Source organism: Mycolicibacterium llatzerense, from assembly GCF_000878195.1.
In the GTDB taxonomy this organism is placed as follows: Bacteria; Actinomycetota; Actinomycetes; order Mycobacteriales; family Mycobacteriaceae; genus Mycobacterium; species Mycobacterium llatzerense.
Map to the genome: position 1 here is coordinate 41,611 of NZ_JXST01000021.1, position 18,448 is coordinate 60,058.

Here is an 18,448-nt window from a genome sequence, read left to right on the forward strand (position 1 = left end):
GCCTGTGGATAACCTACCCGGCGGCCTTCACCACCACGTTGGAGATGTCGGTCTTGCTCTTGCCGTCGACCGTCCCCAGCGTGGAGATCCAGATCAGCAGGTGCGACGTCGGCTGTGCGTTGCTGATCGTGATGGTGTTGGTGCCGGTCTTCATCGTGGCCGGCTGCGTCAGGACGGTCGTGGCGTCCAGCGAGGCCGGGGTGGCCGACTGGGCGGACCGGATCTGGATCGCGGTGCCCGTGCTTGTCAGGTTAAGGCTGACCGACGCCACGGTGGTGGCCTGGGGCAGGTTCAGCATGAGACCGACGCCGTTCTTGAAACCGGGGAACGGGGCAGGATCGGTGTAGACGTCGGTGGACCAGGCATCACCGGACGCGCCGGTGATGGCCTTGCCCGCGGTCTCCGGGGAGTCTGCGCCGCCGCCGGGTGAAAACACCGTCACACCAACGGGTTTCACCACATTGCCGGGCGTCGGGGCGCCGCTCGTGGTCGGATGCTGGCTGTTGAGGCCGAGCTGCTGCTTGTCCAGGCCGCCGCCGACGTCGCCGAAGATGCCCCTGAGCACTGACGCCAGCACCAGCAGTGCCACCAGCAGGACCGCGCCGCCGACACCCACACCGATGAGCACTGCCTTGCGCCGCTTGGCGGCCGCCTCGAGTTCTGCCGCGTCCGCGGGCTCCGGGCGCTGCGAGCCGTCGACGGGCTCCAGCAGTTCCGTGGTCTCTGCGACAGTGGTCGCCTGCTGCAGCAGATTCAACAGCGTTGGGGCCGAGCGGATCCCGCCACCCTCCTGCACGGCCCGGGCAGCGGCGGCAGAGATCTGGAAGGGGATGGTCCCGTCGACCGAGCGGGGTTCGACGGGCTGGCCCGCGTTGTTCTGCGTCGCGGGCAGCATGCCGCTGAGGGCACCGGCTTCGGGCAGCGGCCACCGGTTGATCAGCAGCGCGTACAGCGTGGCGCCGACGCCACGGATGTCGTCTTCAGGGGTGGCCGACGGCAGCGTGCCGGGGAAGGCCAGGACCACGTCGCCTTCGATGCTGACGCGGATTCGGCCGGGATGATCGATCGACAACGCGACGCCGGAGCGGTGCGCGGACTCCGCCGTCGATGCCAGGGATTGGATGGCGCGGGCACCGCCCATCGGGGACGGTTCCGTCGCGGCCACCTCGGCCAGGGAACCGCCGCGGATCCACTCGCTGACCACCAGGCCACCGTGGCCGAGCCGGGTGACGTCCAGGATCCGGGCCAGCCCGGGTCCCTCGACATGGCTCAGTTTGCTTGTCCGGGTGAGGATTTCCTGGACCATCAACGCGGGCAGCTCGCCGTCGTGGTCGACGAAGGTCAGCGCCACCTGGCGATCGAGCGGGATGTCGAGCGCATGCCAGAACTGCAGATCGGGTGGACCACCGTGGAAGACGAGCAGGCGGTAGCGGCCGTCGGCGACGACCGCGCCGGCCCGCAACGCGGCATCGTCGCCGCTGCCTGAGGTATCCGAGATGTGGGCGGATCCCTGGTCCGCGGGTGCGTCGGTCACCGCAAATCCTTTCCGAAGCCCGCCCGTGGTACCAACTTCCGGGTTTGCCCCGCCTGTGGCGGACGCACCGGGCCGCCGTGGTACCGGAGCTGAATTGCCGTGTCCAGGGTACGGGACCGCGGTCCGTCCCGAGTCCGGTACAGCCGAGCTGACCTGGACTGCCGGAGTCGGTGCCGGCGTGCCGCGGCCCAGTCGGCGTCGCACGAAAGCCAATGCGGCCAGGGCATCGGGCACCTTGGCCGCCACCAGTACCGCCACGATCACCGGCAGCATGATCAGGCCGAGCAGAAACAGCCGCAGCAACGATCCGGCGGCGCCGCCGTGCTCGGTCAGCCCATCGAACCCCAGCAAGCGGTCGGCGACATAGGCCAGTAGCCCCGAACCCAGGGAGGCGCAGATGGTTACGAGAATGGTCCGGATCACCGTCAGCTCGATCATCCGGCCGCGCGGTGGCCGCAGCGCGGACCGCAACAACACGTAGCCGACGGTCGCGCCGGCCAGGAAGCCCAACCCGTTGGCCAGGCCCAGGTACCCGGCGACCAGTTCCCGGTCATCGGTCAGGTGGGGAGCGATGAGCGAGCCGACGATCTTCACGATGGTGATCACGACGATCAGGACGATCGGGATCCACGGTTGTTCGCGCGCGTAGAACACCCGAAGTTCCAGCAGCACCATGGAATACGGGATGAGGGTGAACGCCGACAGGGTGATGGCCATGCCGAGATACCCGGCGTCGGCGGCACCGAAGTTGCCGTACGCGAACAGAGCGCTGCCGATCGCGGGGCCACCGACGGTCATGAAAGCGACGATCGGGATCAGCGTCACCATGGTCAGCCGGGTGGCCAGGGAGAAGTCGGCGAGCACGGCGGGGTTGTCGTTCGCGGCGGCGTTGCGGGACAGCCGCGGCATCACCACGGTCAGCACCGTCACGCCGATCATGCCGAACGGCAACTGCAGCAGCAGCCAGGCGTAGTTGTAGATGGCGGGGCCGGATGCGGCTGCGTGGCTGGCGATTTCGTTGCCGACGATCAGACCGATCTGGCTGATCAGGACGTACAGCATCATGGCGACGGCCATGGTCCCGAACTTCTTGAGCCGGTCGTCGATACCCCACAGTGGCCGCAGGTCGACGCGGTGCTGGTGCAGTGAATACAGCAGCACCGCGGCTTGGGCGACGACGCCGAGGGTGGTGCCGATGCCGAGCACCAGCAGCTTGGCGTTGCCCATCTCGACGGGATCGATCGAGAGTTCGCCTGGGACAAGCACATACACGCACAGCGTGATGATCGCCACCACGTTGTTGATCACGGGCGCCCAGGCCGGTGGCCCGAAGACGTTGCGGTTGTTCAGGATTGCCATATAGACCGAGGTCAACCCGTAGAAGATGATCTGGGGCAGCAGCAGATACGCGAACGCGGTGGTGAGCGGCTGATTCACCTGCGGGTCGCTGCCCAGCATCAGTCGCACCAGCAGCGGTGCCGCCGCGACCGACAGCACCGTCGTCACCAGCAGCAGCGCCGTGGCCAGCGTGACCAGGCGCCGGACGAACGCGGCGCCGCCGTCAGGGTCGTCGCGTTCGGCCCGCGCCAGCACCGGCACGAAGATCGCGGTGAAGGTGGCCTCGAGCACCAGGGCGGCCACCATGTTCGGCAGCTGGTTGGCCACCGTGAACGAGCTGGACAGTGCCGCACCGAGAATCGCGGCGAGCAGCACGATCCGCAGGAAGCCGGTGATGCGGCTGACCAGGGTGGCCAACGCCATGCCCCAGGACCGGGAGACGACGGCGGCGTCGGACAGTTCGGCTCGTCGCGGGGGCGGACCTGCGGCAGCGGCGGCAGCACGGGGACTGCGCGGCGCGCTCATGAGTCCTCCGGAGCGTGCTCGATGGCGGTGTCGAGAGGATCGGGCCGGATCGGCCGGGCATGGTGCGGGCGGTCCAGGTCGGCGCGGTCGGGCTGACCGCGGAACCGGTGCCAGAGCCGTCGGCCGGCCAGCAGGAACAGCACCGCGCCGGCGGACAGGGTGATGAAGAACAGCACCTTGCCGTAGGCGTTGGAATGCACCGACAGCCGGACCGGTTCGCCGAGCGTCAGTCCGTTGGCGGTGCGCAGGGCGACGTCGACGGCGACGCGCTGGGTGAAGTGCACCTCGATGGGCACGCGCAGCGGCAGGTAGCCCGGGGGCAGTTCGATCTCGCCCATGTCGGTGACGGTCATGCCGGGCGGCGCGTCGATGACCAGCCGCACCCGGATGGGCAGCGGCAGATCGTTGCGCAGGGCCAGGGGGAGGGGACTGCGTTCGGTGGCCAGCGTGTACGAGCCGCCGGGGTTGACCACGGTGACGGCGTGGAAGAGGTCGTTGATGGTGTGCTGCGTGGTGGTGATGCGCTGCTGGGCCAGGGCTTCGCGGACGCTCGGCGGCACGGACTGGGTCAGTGCCCGCAGCATGTCCTCCCGCAGCGGCGCCGTGTACTGGTCACCGGTCAGCCCGGTCTGGGTGTTGACGGTCAACGCGGCGGTCAGGCCCCAGATCCGTTCCATGGTGGTCGAGATCTGACCGGTGATGCCGTCGCCGTAGCGGGCCTTGGGGTTGCCCGTCCCGTTGTCCGGCGGGGTGGCGGACGAGGTGGGCGGCAGGGCCTGGGCGTCGGCGATCACGGCGGGCATCGGGCGGGCGACGGCCAGCCCGGAGTGGATCGCGGTGGCCACCGACGTCAGGATCGCCTGGGCGTCGTCGGGTGTCACGTCCCAGGCCAGCGGCGGCATCAGGATCTGGTTGCGGGGCTGGGCGTCGGGTTGCAGGCCACGCCACAGCACGGAGGCGATGGCGTCCTGGCGGCGCGCCACCGGCGAGTCATGGATGAGCGGCACGTGCAGCGAGGTGTCCAGGTATCCCGGCGAGATCGGGGTCCGCCCGGCGCCGGCCAGGGCCGCGGCCACGCACGGGTCGAACGGCGCGACGGTGACCTTGCTGCTGTAGCGGCGTGGTGCGGTGTCGGCGGGCTGGCCGGACTCGTCGGCGGTGACGGGGGCCGCGGCGATCGCGACGGTCGATTCGGGCTGCGCGGACAGCAGCCGCACAGCCGGGCCGGTGAGCGGGCCGTCGCCGACGACCGTGGCGCCGCGCAGGGACTGGATGCCGAGCAGCTGATTGACGATCGGGCCGGTGTCCGTGGTGGCGGTGGAGCTCAGGACGGCGTCGCCGACGCGTTGCAGCGCGCGCAGGTCGGCCTGGGCGTACACGGTCGGGGTGACACACACCCGCTGGGCGAGTTGCCGCAGCCGGTTCAGCCACTCGGTCGCGGCTTGTTGTCCGGTGCCTGGGTGGGTGGGTGAGTTCAGGCCGGCCGCCGGGTCGTCGGATACGACGTAGCCGCCGCTCATCGCGTTGACGGTGATCAGCAGGTCGGGGTCGATGGCCAGGCACATCGCGCCGCGCATCAGGCCGCCCGGATCCACCTGGTCGTTGGTGGCGAAGTCCGCCGCGGCCAGCAGGGCGTCGAGGCGGCCGCCGTTGGCCAGCGACGTGGCGAGATCGTCGTCGGCGAGGCGGGCGGGTTCGGTGCGTCCGGGGACGCCGCCAGCCAGGTGCGGGCGGTCGGCCAGCGGCCACAACAGGGTCAGTGCGACGGGGTGCGCGGTGTCCGGTGGCACGACGGCGTCGATCGGCTGCTGGCCACCGGTGCCGCCCGGGGTGGCCGGGGTGGCGGGCACGCCCAGGACCGGCAGCAGGAAGCGGGCGTCGTCGAGCCGGGCGGCCGACCCGTAGTCGGGTGTGCCGTTGACGTTGACCAACAGCGGATAGACACCGGGACGGTCGATGCCCAGGGCGGGATGTTCAGCCGACCGCACCGGGTACGCCAGCCGGAACGGCACGCTCTGGCCGCGCGCGAGATCCTGCGAGACCGTGGTGAAGTCGCCGACGGCCGAGAAGTCGGTCGGCTCCCCGGCCAGCGTCGTGCGCAGCCCGGACGACGACGTCACCGCGGATGCGTGTTCGAGACGCACCATGACGTCGTGCACCGGACGGTCCCCGACGTTGGTGACGGTGCCGCTGACCGTCACCACCGGCTCGCTGGTGGTGGTGACGACATCAGGGGTGACGTGGTCGATGCGCAGCTGCAGGAACGTCGTCCCGCCCGGCTCGCCGGCCGACGAATGCGGCGTGACGGGAGCGGTGAGCAACAACAGCAGGGCGGTGACCGCAAGCACGCGCAGCAGTGCTGTCGAGGTCAGCCCCGACAGCACCGACCTGACGCTCACGACCCGGGTCCGCAGCCGTTCGCGCGGCGGCCGGGCTGAGTATGGGCGGAGTCGTCGGTGCGATGGTTCCGCGTGCGGGAATGGGTCTGTGGGCGGCGGCGCGGCGCGGTGCGCGGCAGCGGCGGCAGGGCGCCCGGTCCATCGGTGTGCAGCTTGTCGATCAGTTCGCCGGCCACTTCGGCGAGCTTGCGCTCGTCGGCGTAGGCCAGGCGGGACGGCAGTTCGCGCAGGGGTACCCACGCCACTTCGGTGACCTCGACGTCGTCGTCGGAGAGTTCGCCGCCCAGGAATCGCATCAGGTAATGGTGCACTGTCTTGTGCACGCGCCGGCCCTCGGTCACGAACCAGTAGTCGATGCTGCCGAGTGCGGCCAGCACGCTGCCCTGCAGTCCGGTCTCCTCGGCAACCTCACGGATGGCGGTCTGTTCGGCCGTCTCGCCGAGTTCGATGTGCCCCTTGGGCAGTGACCACAACATCCGGCCACGCCGGTCGATGCGGCCGATGAGCGCGGCCATCTGGGTATCTTTGGGGCCGTCGAGGCCGTCGATCACCAGCCCGCCGGCCGACGTCTCGTGGACGGTGCGCAGCCGATCGTTGTTGGCCTTGCGGGCGGCCGGTGCCACGGGAGCCGCGGCGGCAGGGACCGGTTGTGCGTTGTTGTTGCGGGGGGCAGCAGCCGAATCGGAGTCGGTGCGCTGGGCGCTGTCGCTGGGCGGACCTGCCGAGCGTCGACCGCGACGTCGCCCGCGGCGCCGTCGTGGTTTGGCACGCTCGCCTTCCGACACCCAAGCGATAGTAGCTGCTCAGGTTGGGCGCTCTATCCCCACTCGCCGGTCAGTGGCCCAGTTGTGACCGTGCCGCGATGGTCGGTACTCCGGCGGCGGGGTGGGCGCATTAGGCTCATCGGACGTGCCGAACGATGCAAGTGCCGATGCCGGGTTGCTGACCGCTGCTGCGGTCGCACTGAACAAGCATGCGGATTTGCTCGTGGACTTGGGCCGGGTGTTCGCCGCGGCGGGTCATGAGCTCTATCTGGTGGGCGGCAGTGTGCGTGACGCGCTGCTGGGCCGCGAGCTGAACGACCTGGATTTCACCACCGACGCCCGCCCGGCGCAGCTGCAGAAGATGCTGCGCGGCTGGGCAGAAGCGTTGTGGGACACCGGGATCGAATTCGGCACCATCGGTGCGGCGAAGTACGGGGAACGCATCGAGATCACCACGTTCCGGGCCGACAGTTATGACCAGGTGTCGCGCAACCCCGAAGTGGTGTTCGGCGACCGGCTCGAGGACGACCTGGTGCGCCGGGACTTCACCGTCAACGCGATGGCGGTCCGGATCAACCCGGATCTGCCCGGCGGCATCGGCGAGTTCCACGATCCGCTGGGCGGGCTGACCGCGCTGGCCGGCAAGGTGCTCGATACCCCGTCGGCGCCGCAGGTGTCGTTCGGTGACGATCCGTTGCGGATGTTGCGGGCCGCCCGGTTCGTCTCACAGCTGGGGTTCTCGGTGGCGCCGCGGGTGCTGGAGGCGCTGCTCGAGATGGCGCCGCAGCTGGGCCGGATCACGGTCGAGCGGGTGGCCGCCGAACTGGACAAGCTGATGTTGGGCGCCGACCCGATGGCCGGTGTGGACCTCATGGTGCAGACCGGGCTGGGCGACGTCGTGCTGCCCGAGGTCGGTGCCATGCGGATGGCGATCGATGAACACCACCAGCACAAGGACGTGTACCACCACTCGCTCACCGTGTTGCGCCAGGCCATAGACCTCGAGGATGAGGGACCCGACCTGGTGTTGCGCTGGGCCGCGCTGCTGCACGACATCGGCAAGCCCGACACGCGTCGCCACGAGGCCGACGGCGGCGTCAGCTTCCACCACCACGAGGTGGTCGGCGCCAAGATGACGCGCAAGCGCATGCGCGCGCTGAAGTACTCCAAGCAGATGGTCGACGACGTCTCGCAGCTGGTTTACCTGCATCTGCGGTTCCACGGCTACGCCGACGACAAGGGCACCGGCCAGTGGACGGACTCCGCGGTGCGGCGCTACGTCACCGACGCCGGCCCGCTGCTGAGCCGGTTGCACAAGCTGGTGCGTGCGGACTGCACGACGCGCAACCGTCGTCGCGCTGCGCGCCTGCAGGCCAATTACGACGGTCTCGAGCGGCGCATCGACGAGCTGGCCGCTCGGGAGGATCTGGCGCGGGTGCGCCCGGACCTGGATGGCAACGAGATCATGAGGCTGCTGGGCATTCCGGCCGGGCCGCAGGTCGGCGAGGCCTGGCGGTTCCTCAAGGAGCTCCGGCTGGACCGCGGCCCGCTGGACCATGACGAGGCCATCGCCGAATTGCAGAAATGGTGGAACGCCAGGGGCTGATCAGCCGTCCATTCAGGTATGGATTATTGCCTGAGTGATGGGGATGGGTCGGCGTCGTGGTGGCCGGGGGAGCCGGCCGTGGACGCCGACGGTGACGGCACGCTCGACGGCGTGCGGCTGGATGTGGACGGCGACGGCTTGTTCGACGACGCATTGGCCGACTTTGACGGTGACGGCCGGGCCGACCACGCCGTCGTCGACGTCGATGGGGCGCGGGTGGCGTTCACCGATGACGGGTCGGGTACCTGGGCCGTCGGCTCGGGGCTGCGGTGGTTCGGCTTGGACGGCACCGAGCAGAGCGGGGGAGCGGTCGTCGACTTCGACGGTGACGGTGCGGCCGACGACCGCCTGATCGACGCCGACGGCAACGGGCTGGCGGACCGGGTGCTGGCCGGACCCGTCGCCTACGCGGACACCGACGGCGACGGGCGGTGGGACGTGCAGCTGTCCGACGCCGACGGCGATGGGGCGGCGGACGGTGCCGCGGCGGTGAGCCCGGCCGAAACAGGGAGCGCCCACAACGGGCCTCCACCGAACTAAGGTCACCCTAAGTTGCGCCTGAGGTGGGCGCGGGGAGGGTGATCGTGACTGTCGGACCCGGCTTCTCGCTGATCGTTGGCTACGGCACCGACATGGGTAACGCCGAGGACGCCGCGATGTCGTTCGCCGAGGCTTTCCAAGAGGCCACCGGGATCACCACCGTGGCCACCGAGCTGAACCAGGTCGACGTCGCCGCGCTGGCGTCGGTCAGCCACTTCGTGGCGATCACGTCGACGTTCGGCGACGGCGAATTTCCCGACACGGCAACGCTCTTCTGGGAAGCGCTCAGCGCTGACACGGCCGGCCGCCTCGAGCAGTTGAGCTTCGCGGTGCTGGCCCTGGGGGACAGCGGTTACGACCTGTTCTGCCATGCGGGTCGGCTGCTCGACGAACGACTCGAGGCACTCGGCGCGACCCGGCTGGCGGGCCGCGTCGACATCGACGGCCCCTACCGGGAAGAGGCCGCGGCCTGGACCACCGAGGTGGTCAAGCTGTTGATCGAGGCGCAGCCCACCGCGTCCACCGACCGAGTCGTTGCGCCGGCGACCCCGGAACGTGCGGGTCGGACCGACCCGAATCAGCCGGTCGACGTGCGGATCGCGGTCAATCGGTTGCTGACCGCGCCCGAGTCGGACAAGGAGGTCAGGCACTACGAGCTGGATCTCGCCGGCGCCGGGATCAGCTATGCGGCAGGTGATTCGATCGCGGTGCATGCCATCAATGACCCGATTCTGGTCGAGGAGATGCTGACCGCGCTGGGCGTCGATGGCGGCGAGGTCGTCGACGGCCACGACGTCCCGCTGCGCGCCATGCTCACCGAGCAACTGGAGATCCGGTTGCCATCGCGAGCCTTGCGATCACTGGTGGCCGGCCGGGTGGCAGAGGCGCCCGACGCCGATGAACTTGGCGACGGGCCGGGCACGTGGTGGTACGGCAAGGATGTGCTTGACCTGATCCGGCTGGCCGAGCTGACCCTCGACGAGGTGCTCGACACCCTGCGGCCGTTGCAGGCCCGCGACTATTCGATCGCCTCGAGCCCGCTGCGCCACCCCGACACCGTGCATCTGACGGTGGCGACGGTCCGGTACGCCGAGGCGGATCGCCGCCACGGTGGTGTGGCATCCACGTTCCTGTGCGACCGCGCCGAAACGACACGAGTGCACCTGCGGCCGAACCATCATTTCCGGTTGCCTGCCGCCGACGTGCCGATCATCATGGTCGGCCCGGGGACGGGGATCGCGCCATTCCGGGCCTTCCTGCAGGAGCGGGCCGCCGCGTCAGCGCCCGGCCGGTCGTGGTTGTTCTTCGGCGACCGGCGCCGGGCCACCGATTTTCTGTACGCCGACGAGCTCGAGGGCTTCCTCGAGTCCGGCACCCTGACCCGACTCGATCTGGCGTTCTCCCGCGACGGTGGGACGAAGGACTATGTGCAGCACCGGATGCGGGAGCAGGCGGCGGAGATATTCGACTGGCTCGAAGCCGGCGCGTACCTCTACGTCTGCGGTGACGCCGAGCGAATGGCCAAGGACGTCGACGCGATGCTGCACCAGATCGTGGCCGACCGCGGCCGGCTGGATCCGGCGGCTGCGCACGCCTACGTCAACGATCTGATCAAGAATCACCGCTACCTGCGGGACGTCTACTAGGGGCTGATCAGCCCCGGCCCGCTCCCGGCGGCCCGGCGAACGCCTGGGCGATGGTCAGCCACTTCTGGGCGTCTTCGCCGACGGCCGTCACGTCCAGTTCGCGCAGCGGCCGGCGCTGGGTCACCAGCAGGCAGAAATCCTCGGCTGAGCCGGTGACCCGCTGCGCGGCGTCGTCCGGACCCCAGGCCCACACGCCACCGTCCGGTGCGGAAAGTTCCACGTGAAACACGTCGGCCGGCGGGGTCAGCTCATGGAGTGTGAAGGCGAAATCCCTTGTCCGAACCCCGATGTGCGCGATGGACCGCAGCCGGGCCGTCGGCTCGCGCCGGACCCCGAGGGTGTCGGCGACGTCGGCGCCGTGCGCCCAGGTCTCCATCAACCGGGCACTGGCCATGGACGCGGCGCTCATCGGCGGGCCGAACCAGGGCAGCTTGCGGCCGTCGGCCACCCCTTCCAGCGCGTCGTGCAGCGTGGTCCGGGTGGCGCGCCACTGTGCCAGCATCTCGGCCGGCGGAGTCTGCGCGAGTTCCTCGGCCGCCACGTCGACGAACCCGAGCGGGTTCTGCCACGCCTCGGTGAGCGTCGCGGCGAAGGCATCCTCGTCGGTCACCGCCAAGACGGACACCTGGTCCGTCCACCACAGATGTGCGATCTGATGGGCGATGGTCCAGCCTTCGGCCGGGGTCGCAGTGGCCCACTCGGCGGGCGGCAGATCGGCCACCAAGCGGTCCAGGTCGTCACTCTCGGCACGCAGATCGGCGATCACACCGGCAGCAGCATTGGGGGCCATGGCAGCACCCTAGACGGTACCGGCGGTCCTGCTGCGCTTGGCCAACGTCGCGTGCAGGGCCAGGCCCACCAGGTAGACGACGGCACCGCTGGCCATCAGCGCCGAGGACTTGCCGTCGGCCGGAATCACGGCCGCGGACACGGTGATCGCGGCGATGAACGCCATCCAGAACAGCGCGTCCTGGACCGCGAACACGTGGCCGCGCAGGGCGTCGTCGACGTCGAGCTGCATCGCCGAATCCGCGCACAACTTGACCACCTGCCCAGCCGTGCCCAGAACCAGACTGCACGCGATCAGCACCGGGATCTGCAGGCCCGCACCGGAAAGCTGAACCACCGCGGCGATGGCGAGGGCCCCGTTCGCGGTGGCGTAGCGCCCCCAGCGTCGTACCGCGGCCGGCATGACGACGTTGCCGAGAAACGACCCGAGGCCCGCGGCGGCCACGAACACGACGGTCACCGCGAAGCCCGCGACGTGTTCGCCGCCGCCGTGCCGGACCAACACCAGCACCATGAGGGTGTTGATCCCGAACACCATGCGGTGTGAGGCCAGGCCCGTCAGCGTCGCGGCCACCGTCGGCACATTGGCCACCGACCGCAGTCCGTAGACCCAGCCGGTGATGACGGCGTAGATGGCCGACCCGTGGACCGCGCGGGCGCTGTCATCAGGTCCCAGGAGATGGGGGTGGAAGCGCACCACCAGCCACAGCGCGAGAGCGACCGGCAGCGCCGCCAGCCAGATCACGACGGCCGAGCTGGCGTCGCCCGCGCCGAGCAGCCACCGTGGCAGCAGCATCAGGTTGGCGCCGGCGAACGCTGAGACGGCCCCGCACGCGGTGACCACCGAGTTCATCGACACCACCTGTTCGGTGGGTACGACGTGCGGCAGGGCGGCCGACATACCCGAGGAGACGAAGCGGGTGAAGCCGTTGATGATCAACGCGCCGAATAGAATCGACGTGTCGCCCGAGGCGGTGGCCAGCAGCGCGCCGACGCCGATCATCAGGAGCAGTCGCGCCAGGTTTGCGACGATGAGCACCTGCCGGCGATCCCAGCGGTCCAGCAGCGCGCCGGCGAACGGACCCAGCAGTGAATACGGCAGATACAGCGCCGCGAAGGCGCCGGCGATCGCCCACGGGTCGGCCTCGCGCTCGGGATTGAACAGCAGGCCGCCGACCAGACCGGCCTGGAAAAGTCCGTCGCCGAACTGGCTGACCACGCGCAGTTCCAGCAGCCGGCGAAAGTCCGGCAGCGCCTGCACCGCATGCAGGACGACGTGGTGGGGGCGGCGGTCGGTCACTGGAATATTCGTGTCCTGATTTGTGAGTGCCGGGCGTGATTGAAGCGACCTGCTCCACAGTACAAATATCCTGGCAAGCCGTGTGCGTTGGTCACGGCGAGCGCCTGTGGATGCCATGATGGAGGCGTGGCGCAGTCAGAGGAACCGGAGGATTTCATCGCCCCTGCCACGCACCGGATTCGGGCGGGGACACTGCTGCTCGCCAACACCGATTTGCTGGAGCCGACCTTCCGGCGCAGCGTCATCTACATCGTCGAGCACAACTCTGGTGGCACGCTCGGCGTCGTCCTGAACCGGCCCAGCGAGACGGCCGTCTACAACGTGTTGCCGCAGTGGGCGAAGCTCGCCACCAAACCCAAGTCCATGTTCATCGGCGGTCCGGTGAAGCGTGATTCCGCGCTGTGCCTGGCGACCATGAAAGTCGGCGTCGACGCATCATCGGTGCCTGGGCTGCGGCATGTGCAGGGCCGCATCGCGATGGTCGATCTGGACGCCGAACCCGAGGACATCGAAGACGCCGTCGAGGGCGTCCGGATCTACGCCGGCTACTCCGGGTGGTCGGTGGGCCAGCTCGACGGTGAGATCGAGCGGGACGACTGGATCGTGCTGTCGGCGCTGCCGTCGGACGTCCTCGTGGAACCGCGCGTGGATCTGTGGTCGCGGGTGCTCCGGCGTCAGCCGATGCCCATGGCGATGCTGGCGACGCACCCGATCGATGTGAGCCGCAACTAGCGGCAAATTCAGCTGCAGGACAGCGTGCAGCTGGCGCAGCTGCCGGCGCAACTGTCAGCGGCGGGGGCGTTGTCCCGGGCCATCATGGCGGCTCCGGCCTTTGCGCCCTGGTAGCAGCCCGCGGCGAAGGTGCCGACGGCTCCGATGACGCACACCGTCAGCACCATCACACCGGTGCTCGGCGGTGCGACGAGAGCGACGGCGCCGCCGGCGGCCAGCATCACGGCCGTCGCCAGTTGGATCGGCGCCACCGAGCGCAGCACGCGCGGCACGGTGTCGGTGGAATCGGGGCGACGCAGCGACCAGGCGCCGACGCCCGCGGTCACCACGGCCGCGCACAGGCACAGCACCGCGGCGATCAGCATGCGTCTCAGAATAGGGGCGGCCGGGCGGCCGCTCCAAACCGGCGACCGGTCAGCGGCCCACGCCGGGGATCGACGCGGTGAGGGGCACGGCGCCTGCGGTGTGCGGCACGACAGCGGCCGGTGCCGGAACCATCGGGGCGGCCGGGGCGGGAGCCGGTGCGGCCGGCGCGGGTACGGCGGCCGGAGCGGGTACGGCGGCGGGTGCAGGAACAGCGGCCGGTGCGCCCGGCACGCTGACCTTGAACCCGTTGACGATGGCATCGGTCGCGTTGCCGGAGGCGACGGTCACCTGCGCACTGGTCGTCACCGACAGCGTCACCAGGTAGCGGTCCGCGCCGGACGTCGCGATGAGGTGTCGCCGTGAGGTGTTCAGCGTCATGTTGTTCTCGCGGAACGTGCCTTCGATGATCGCCGACGGCATGCCGTAGAAATCGGCCATCGAGCCGTCGGTGGACCGCCACGCGACCTGCTGCTGGCTGTCGATGAAGCCGTGGCTGATGGCTTCCCTGGGATCGAAGTCGCCCGCCAGCTTGTAGACCTGCAGAGCGGCGTTCGAGGTGTAGAGGCCGTCGCCGCCGACGCGGTCCGCGATCACGGCGAACGCGTCGGGCACGTTCGGATCCGGCACCGGGGCCCAGCCGGGAGGCACCGGCAGGACGATGTTCAGCGCCGTGAAGCCCGCGGGCGTCTGCCGCTGCATGGCGACGTTGTGGGCGCGGAGGTATTCGGCAATGGTGCCCGAGGCGGCCGGCGCGATGGTCGGCGTGGGCACTGGGGCCGGCGCGATGACGGGTTGGGCCACGGCAGGCTGGGGAAGCGTGGCCGGCTGGGGGACCCCGACCGGCTGACCGGCGGGAATGAAGGCGGGGCCGGCGGGCTGCGCGGCCGCCACCGGCGCCGGCGCGGCCTGCACGGTGACGGTCTGGGTCACGGTCGCGGGTGCCGGGAGGACGGGCTGGGGTGGCAGCGGGTCAGCGGAGGCGGTGCTACCGGCAAAGCCGACGACGCCCGCCAGACCTGCGGCGACACCTCCTGCCAGAAGTCGCCAGTGGCGGGCGTTCTCGAACATGTGGCGCCGGTCCTTCCGCTTCACTTCTGCATCACGCGTTGCACTCGAGCCGACTGTATGTAGGTGGGTGCCCTGCCCACCAGGTCCGGCGCGCACCTGCAACCGTGCTCTGACCGCACTGCAACGGAACCGAGACCAACGGCGATCGGCTGGCGTGATGCAGGTCGCGCCGGGGGTGTTGACTACCCTGTGCACGTGAGCGAATCCCCGAATGCGCAGGCCAACGCGCGTCCCGAGGCGGCTGTGGCCGTAGACGCCGACAGCCCGCAGCACCGTTACACCGCCGAACTGGCCGGCACGATCGAGGCCGACTGGCAGCAGGTGTGGACGGACCGCGGCACCTTCAACGTGCCCAACCCCGTCGGCTCGCTCGCGCCCACCGATGGTTCGCCGGTGCCGGCGGACAAGATGTTCGTGCAGGACATGTTCCCGTACCCCTCGGGTGACGGCCTGCACGTCGGGCATCCCCTGGGCTACATCGCCACCGACGTATACGCCCGCTACTTCCGGATGACGGGCCGCAACGTCCTGCACGCCTTGGGTTTCGACGCCTTCGGCCTGCCGGCCGAGCAGTATGCGGTGCAGACGGGGACGCACCCGCGCACGCGGACCGAGGCCAACATCGTCAACTTCCGCAGGCAGCTGGGGCGCCTCGGCCTGGGGCACGACGCCCGGCGCAGCTTCGCCACCACCGACACCGACTTCTACAAGTGGACGCAGTGGATCTTCCTGCAGATCTACAACGCCTGGTTCGACGCGTCGGCGCAGAAGGCCCGCCCGGTCTCCGAGCTGATCGCCGAATTCGATTCCGGTGCAAGGACTCTCGACGACGGCCGGGACTGGTCGGCCCTGTCCGCCGCTGAGCGCGCCGAGGTCGTCGACTCGTATCGCCTGGTCTACCGCTCCGACTCGATGGTCAACTGGTGCCCGGGCCTGGGCACCGTGCTGGCCAACGAAGAGGTGACCTCCGACGGCCGCAGCGAGCGCGGCAATTTCCCGGTGTTCCGGAAGCGCCTGCGGCAGTGGATGATGCGCATCACCGCGTACTCGGACCGGCTGCTCGAGGACCTGGACGTGCTGGACTGGCCCGACAAGGTCAAGGCCATGCAGCGCAACTGGATCGGCCGCTCCATCGGTGCCGCGGTGCTCTTCTCGGCCGGTGACGCCGACATCGAGGTCTTCACCACCCGCCCGGACACCCTGTTCGGCGCGACCTACCTGGTGCTGGCCCCCGAACACGACCTGGTCGACTCGCTGGTGGCCGATGCCTGGCCCGCCGATGTCGACGCGCGCTGGACATCCGGCGCGGCCACTCCGGCCGAGGCGGTCGCGGCATACCGCGCGGCCATCGCGGCCAAGTCCGACCTGGAGCGCCAGGAGAACAAGACCAAGACCGGCGTCTTCACCGGCGCCTACGCCACCAATCCGGTCAACGGACACCAGGTTCCGATCTTTATCGCCGACTACGTGCTGGCCGGCTACGGCACCGGCGCCATCATGGCGGTGCCCGGCCACGACCAGCGGGACTGGGAGTTCGCCACGGCGTTCGGCCTGCCCATCGTGGAAGTCATTGCCGGCGGCGATCTTTCGGAGTCGGCGCACACGGGCGACGGCGCACTGGTCAACTCTGACTACCTCGACGGCCTTCAGGTCGCCGACGCCAAGGCCGCCGTCACCGAGAAGCTGGTGGCGGCCGGCCGGGGACAGGCCCGTGTCGAATTCAAGCTCCGCGACTGGCTTTTCGCCCGCCAGCGGTACTGGGGCGAACCCTTCCCGATCGTCTACGACGCAGACGGCCGGGCCCACCCGCTGCCGGACTCGGCGCTGCCTGTCGAACTGCCGGACGTGCCGGACTACTCGCCGGTGCTGTTCGACCCGGACAACGCCGACAGCGAGCCGTCGCCGCCGCTGAACAAGGCCACCGAATGGGTGCACGTCGACCTGGATCTGGGTGACGGCCTGCAGCCGTACACGCGCGACACCAACGTCATGCCGCAGTGGGCCGGCAGCTCCTGGTACGAGCTGCGCTACGCCGACCCGCACAACTCGGAAACGTTCTGCGCCAAGGAGAACGAGGCCTACTGGATGGGCCCGCGCCCCGAGATCCACGGTGCCGCTGACCCGGGTGGTGTCGACCTATATGTCGGCGGTGTCGAGCACGCGGTGCTGCACCTGCTGTACTCGCGGTTCTGGCACAAGGTGCTGTTCGACCTCGGCCACGTGTCGTCGCGCGAGCCGTACCGGCGCCTGGTCAACCAGGGCTACATCCAGGCGTTCGCCTACACCGATGCCCGCGGCGCCTATGTGCCGGCCGCGGAAGTCGTTGAACGCGAAGGCAAGTTCTTCTGGACCGGCCCGGACGGTGAGATCGAGGTCAACCAGGAGTTCGGCAAGATCGGCAAGAGCCTGAAGAACTCCGTCTCGCCCGACGAGATCTGCGAGGAATACGGCGCCGACACCCTGCGCGTCTACGAGATGTCGATGGGTCCGCTGGAGGCGTCGCGGCCGTGGGCCACCAAGGACGTCGTCGGCGCGCACCGGTTCCTGCAGCGCGTGTGGCGCGTCGTCGTCGACGAAACCACCGGTGAGCCAAGGGTTTCCGACGACGCCCTGTCCGACGACACCCTGCGCCAGCTGCACAAGACCATCGCCGGGGTGAACGAGGACTACGCGGCGCTGCGCAACAACACCGCAGCGGCCAAGCTCATCGAGTACACGAACCACCTCACCAAGGGGGGCGTCACCGCCCGCGCCGCGGTCGAGCCGCTGGTGCTGATGGTCGCGCCGCTGGCCCCGCACCTGGCCGAGGAACTGTGGCGCCGGCTGGGCGGTGCCGCGTCACTGGCGCACGGCCCGTTCCCCGTCGCCGACGAGCGCTACCTGGTCGACGACACCGTCGAGTACCCGGTGCAGGTCAACGGCAAGGTGCGCGGCAAGATCGTCGTCGCCGCCGATGCCGACAAGGCCACGCTGGAAGCCGCCGCCCTCGCCGACGAGAAGGTGCAGGCCTTCCTGGCCGGTGCGACCCCCAAGAAGGTCATCGTGGTGCCCGGCCGACTGGTCAACATCGTCGCCTGACCCGTGATTTGTGCACGATTTTCCGCGGTCGGCGCGGAAAATCGTGCACAAACCCCACGGATCAGCGCGGGCGGATGATCACCTCGTGCTGGTGGGCGTCGTCGGGGGTGGCCACCACCTGGGCGATCACCTGGGCGACGGTCGAGGGCTTCAGGAACCGCTCGGGCTTGTACTCGCCGCCTTCGTAGGCCACCAGGTTCCATTGCATGTCGGTGTCGATCCGGCCCGGGTACACCGTCGTCACCCGCAGTGACGGTTCGTCGGTGCGCAGGGCGTCGGCGAAGGCCCGCAGCGCGAACTTGCTGGCCGCGTACGACGCCAGGCCGGGGGACGGGCTGCGGCCCGCGCCGGAGTTGACGAAGATCACCTGACCCCGGGCCGCGCGCAACGCCGGTAGCAGGGGCAGCGTAAGTCCCACGGCGCCAATCACATTCACTTCCATGGTGGCCCGCCACTCCTCGACCGACGATTCGCCGACCCGGCCGGGGTACGCCACGCCGGCGTTGTGCACCAGCACGTCGAGCTCGACGATCGGCTCGACCGTCGCCTCGACGCCCTCGTAGTCGGTGAGGTCCATGGGCCAGGTGGTCGCGCCCAGCCGCTCGGCGACGGCGTCGAGTTCGGCCGACGGCCGGCCCGCCAGGAACAGCGTGTGGGTCGGGGCCAAGGCTTCGGCGATGGCCAGTCCGAGGCCCCGGGAAGCGCCGGTGATCATTGCGGTCGGCATGGCGTGAGCCTACCGATCAGCGAATCCCGGAGCCGC

The 18,448-nt window shown here is 69.7% G+C and carries 13 protein-coding genes; 5 read left to right on the forward strand and 8 right to left on the reverse strand.

Annotated elements, in window-relative coordinates:
* Nucleotides 1-13: 13 nt before the first annotated feature.
* From murJ to TL10_RS15860, 3 genes are read right to left on the reverse strand one after another with little or no spacing between them, the layout of a single operon-like run.
* Entirely contained in the window at nt 14-3,397 is a 3,384-nt protein-coding gene (gene murJ, locus TL10_RS15850; RefSeq protein ID WP_043986333.1) for a murein biosynthesis integral membrane protein MurJ, read from the reverse strand.
* Nucleotides 3,394-5,796, reverse strand: a complete 2,403-nt coding sequence (locus TL10_RS15855) for a hypothetical protein (RefSeq protein WP_234711460.1) — start codon at nt 5,794-5,796, stop codon at nt 3,394-3,396. The genes murJ and TL10_RS15855 overlap by 4 nt, the downstream gene beginning before the upstream one ends.
* Nucleotides 5,793-6,581 carry an NUDIX hydrolase gene (locus TL10_RS15860; protein WP_043391516.1) on the reverse strand — a complete coding sequence of 263 codons (789 nt, stop codon included), beginning with the start codon at nt 6,579-6,581 and terminating at the stop codon, nt 5,793-5,795. Before TL10_RS15860 ends, TL10_RS15855 begins: the two co-directional genes overlap by 4 nt.
* A gap of 124 nt (nt 6,582-6,705) precedes the next feature.
* On the opposite strand from TL10_RS15860, the gene TL10_RS15865 reads away from it, so the two are divergent.
* From TL10_RS15865 to TL10_RS15875, 3 genes are read left to right on the forward strand one after another with little or no spacing between them, the layout of a single operon-like run.
* On the forward strand, nt 6,706-8,166 hold the full coding sequence (locus TL10_RS15865) for a CCA tRNA nucleotidyltransferase (RefSeq protein ID WP_043986334.1): 1,461 nt from the start codon (nt 6,706-6,708) through the stop codon (nt 8,164-8,166).
* 18 nt (nt 8,167-8,184) lie between these two features.
* Nucleotides 8,185-8,706 (forward strand): hypothetical protein, encoded by a 522-nt coding sequence (locus TL10_RS15870; protein WP_043986336.1) that lies wholly within the window; start codon nt 8,185-8,187, stop codon nt 8,704-8,706.
* A gap of 44 nt (nt 8,707-8,750) precedes the next feature.
* Nucleotides 8,751-10,352 carry a diflavin oxidoreductase gene (locus TL10_RS15875; protein WP_043986383.1) on the forward strand — a complete coding sequence of 534 codons (1,602 nt, stop codon included), beginning with the start codon at nt 8,751-8,753 and terminating at the stop codon, nt 10,350-10,352.
* Nucleotides 10,353-10,359: 7 nt separating this feature from the next.
* Here TL10_RS15875 and TL10_RS15880 read toward each other — a convergent pair whose 3' ends face one another.
* Both TL10_RS15880 and TL10_RS15885 read right to left on the reverse strand, forming a co-directional pair.
* The gene (locus TL10_RS15880; protein ID WP_043391522.1) at nt 10,360-11,142 is read right to left on the reverse strand and encodes a TIGR03084 family metal-binding protein; all 783 of its coding nucleotides are present in this window, start codon (nt 11,140-11,142) and stop codon (nt 10,360-10,362) included.
* 9 nt (nt 11,143-11,151) lie between these two features.
* Nucleotides 11,152-12,441, reverse strand: a complete 1,290-nt coding sequence (locus TL10_RS15885; RefSeq protein WP_043986337.1) for an MFS transporter — start codon at nt 12,439-12,441, stop codon at nt 11,152-11,154.
* A 126-nt stretch (nt 12,442-12,567) separates the two neighbouring features.
* On the opposite strand from TL10_RS15885, the gene TL10_RS15890 reads away from it, so the two are divergent.
* Nucleotides 12,568-13,173 (forward strand): YqgE/AlgH family protein, encoded by a 606-nt coding sequence (locus TL10_RS15890; RefSeq protein WP_043391524.1) that lies wholly within the window; start codon nt 12,568-12,570, stop codon nt 13,171-13,173.
* 8 nt (nt 13,174-13,181) lie between these two features.
* Here TL10_RS15890 and TL10_RS15895 read toward each other — a convergent pair whose 3' ends face one another.
* A complete protein-coding gene (locus tag TL10_RS15895; protein WP_043986338.1) occupies nt 13,182-13,538 on the reverse strand; it encodes a hypothetical protein in 357 nt (118 codons plus the stop codon).
* A gap of 49 nt (nt 13,539-13,587) precedes the next feature.
* Nucleotides 13,588-14,607 (reverse strand): LpqN/LpqT family lipoprotein, encoded by a 1,020-nt coding sequence (locus TL10_RS15900; RefSeq protein WP_043986384.1) that lies wholly within the window; start codon nt 14,605-14,607, stop codon nt 13,588-13,590.
* 243 nt (nt 14,608-14,850) lie between these two features.
* On the opposite strand from TL10_RS15900, the gene leuS reads away from it, so the two are divergent.
* On the forward strand, nt 14,851-17,685 hold the full coding sequence (gene leuS / locus TL10_RS15905) for a leucine--tRNA ligase (protein ID WP_043986385.1): 2,835 nt from the start codon (nt 14,851-14,853) through the stop codon (nt 17,683-17,685).
* A 61-nt stretch (nt 17,686-17,746) separates the two neighbouring features.
* Here leuS and TL10_RS15910 read toward each other — a convergent pair whose 3' ends face one another.
* Nucleotides 17,747-18,412 (reverse strand): SDR family oxidoreductase, encoded by a 666-nt coding sequence (locus TL10_RS15910; RefSeq protein WP_043986339.1) that lies wholly within the window; start codon nt 18,410-18,412, stop codon nt 17,747-17,749.
* Nucleotides 18,413-18,448: the final 36 nt, after the last annotated feature.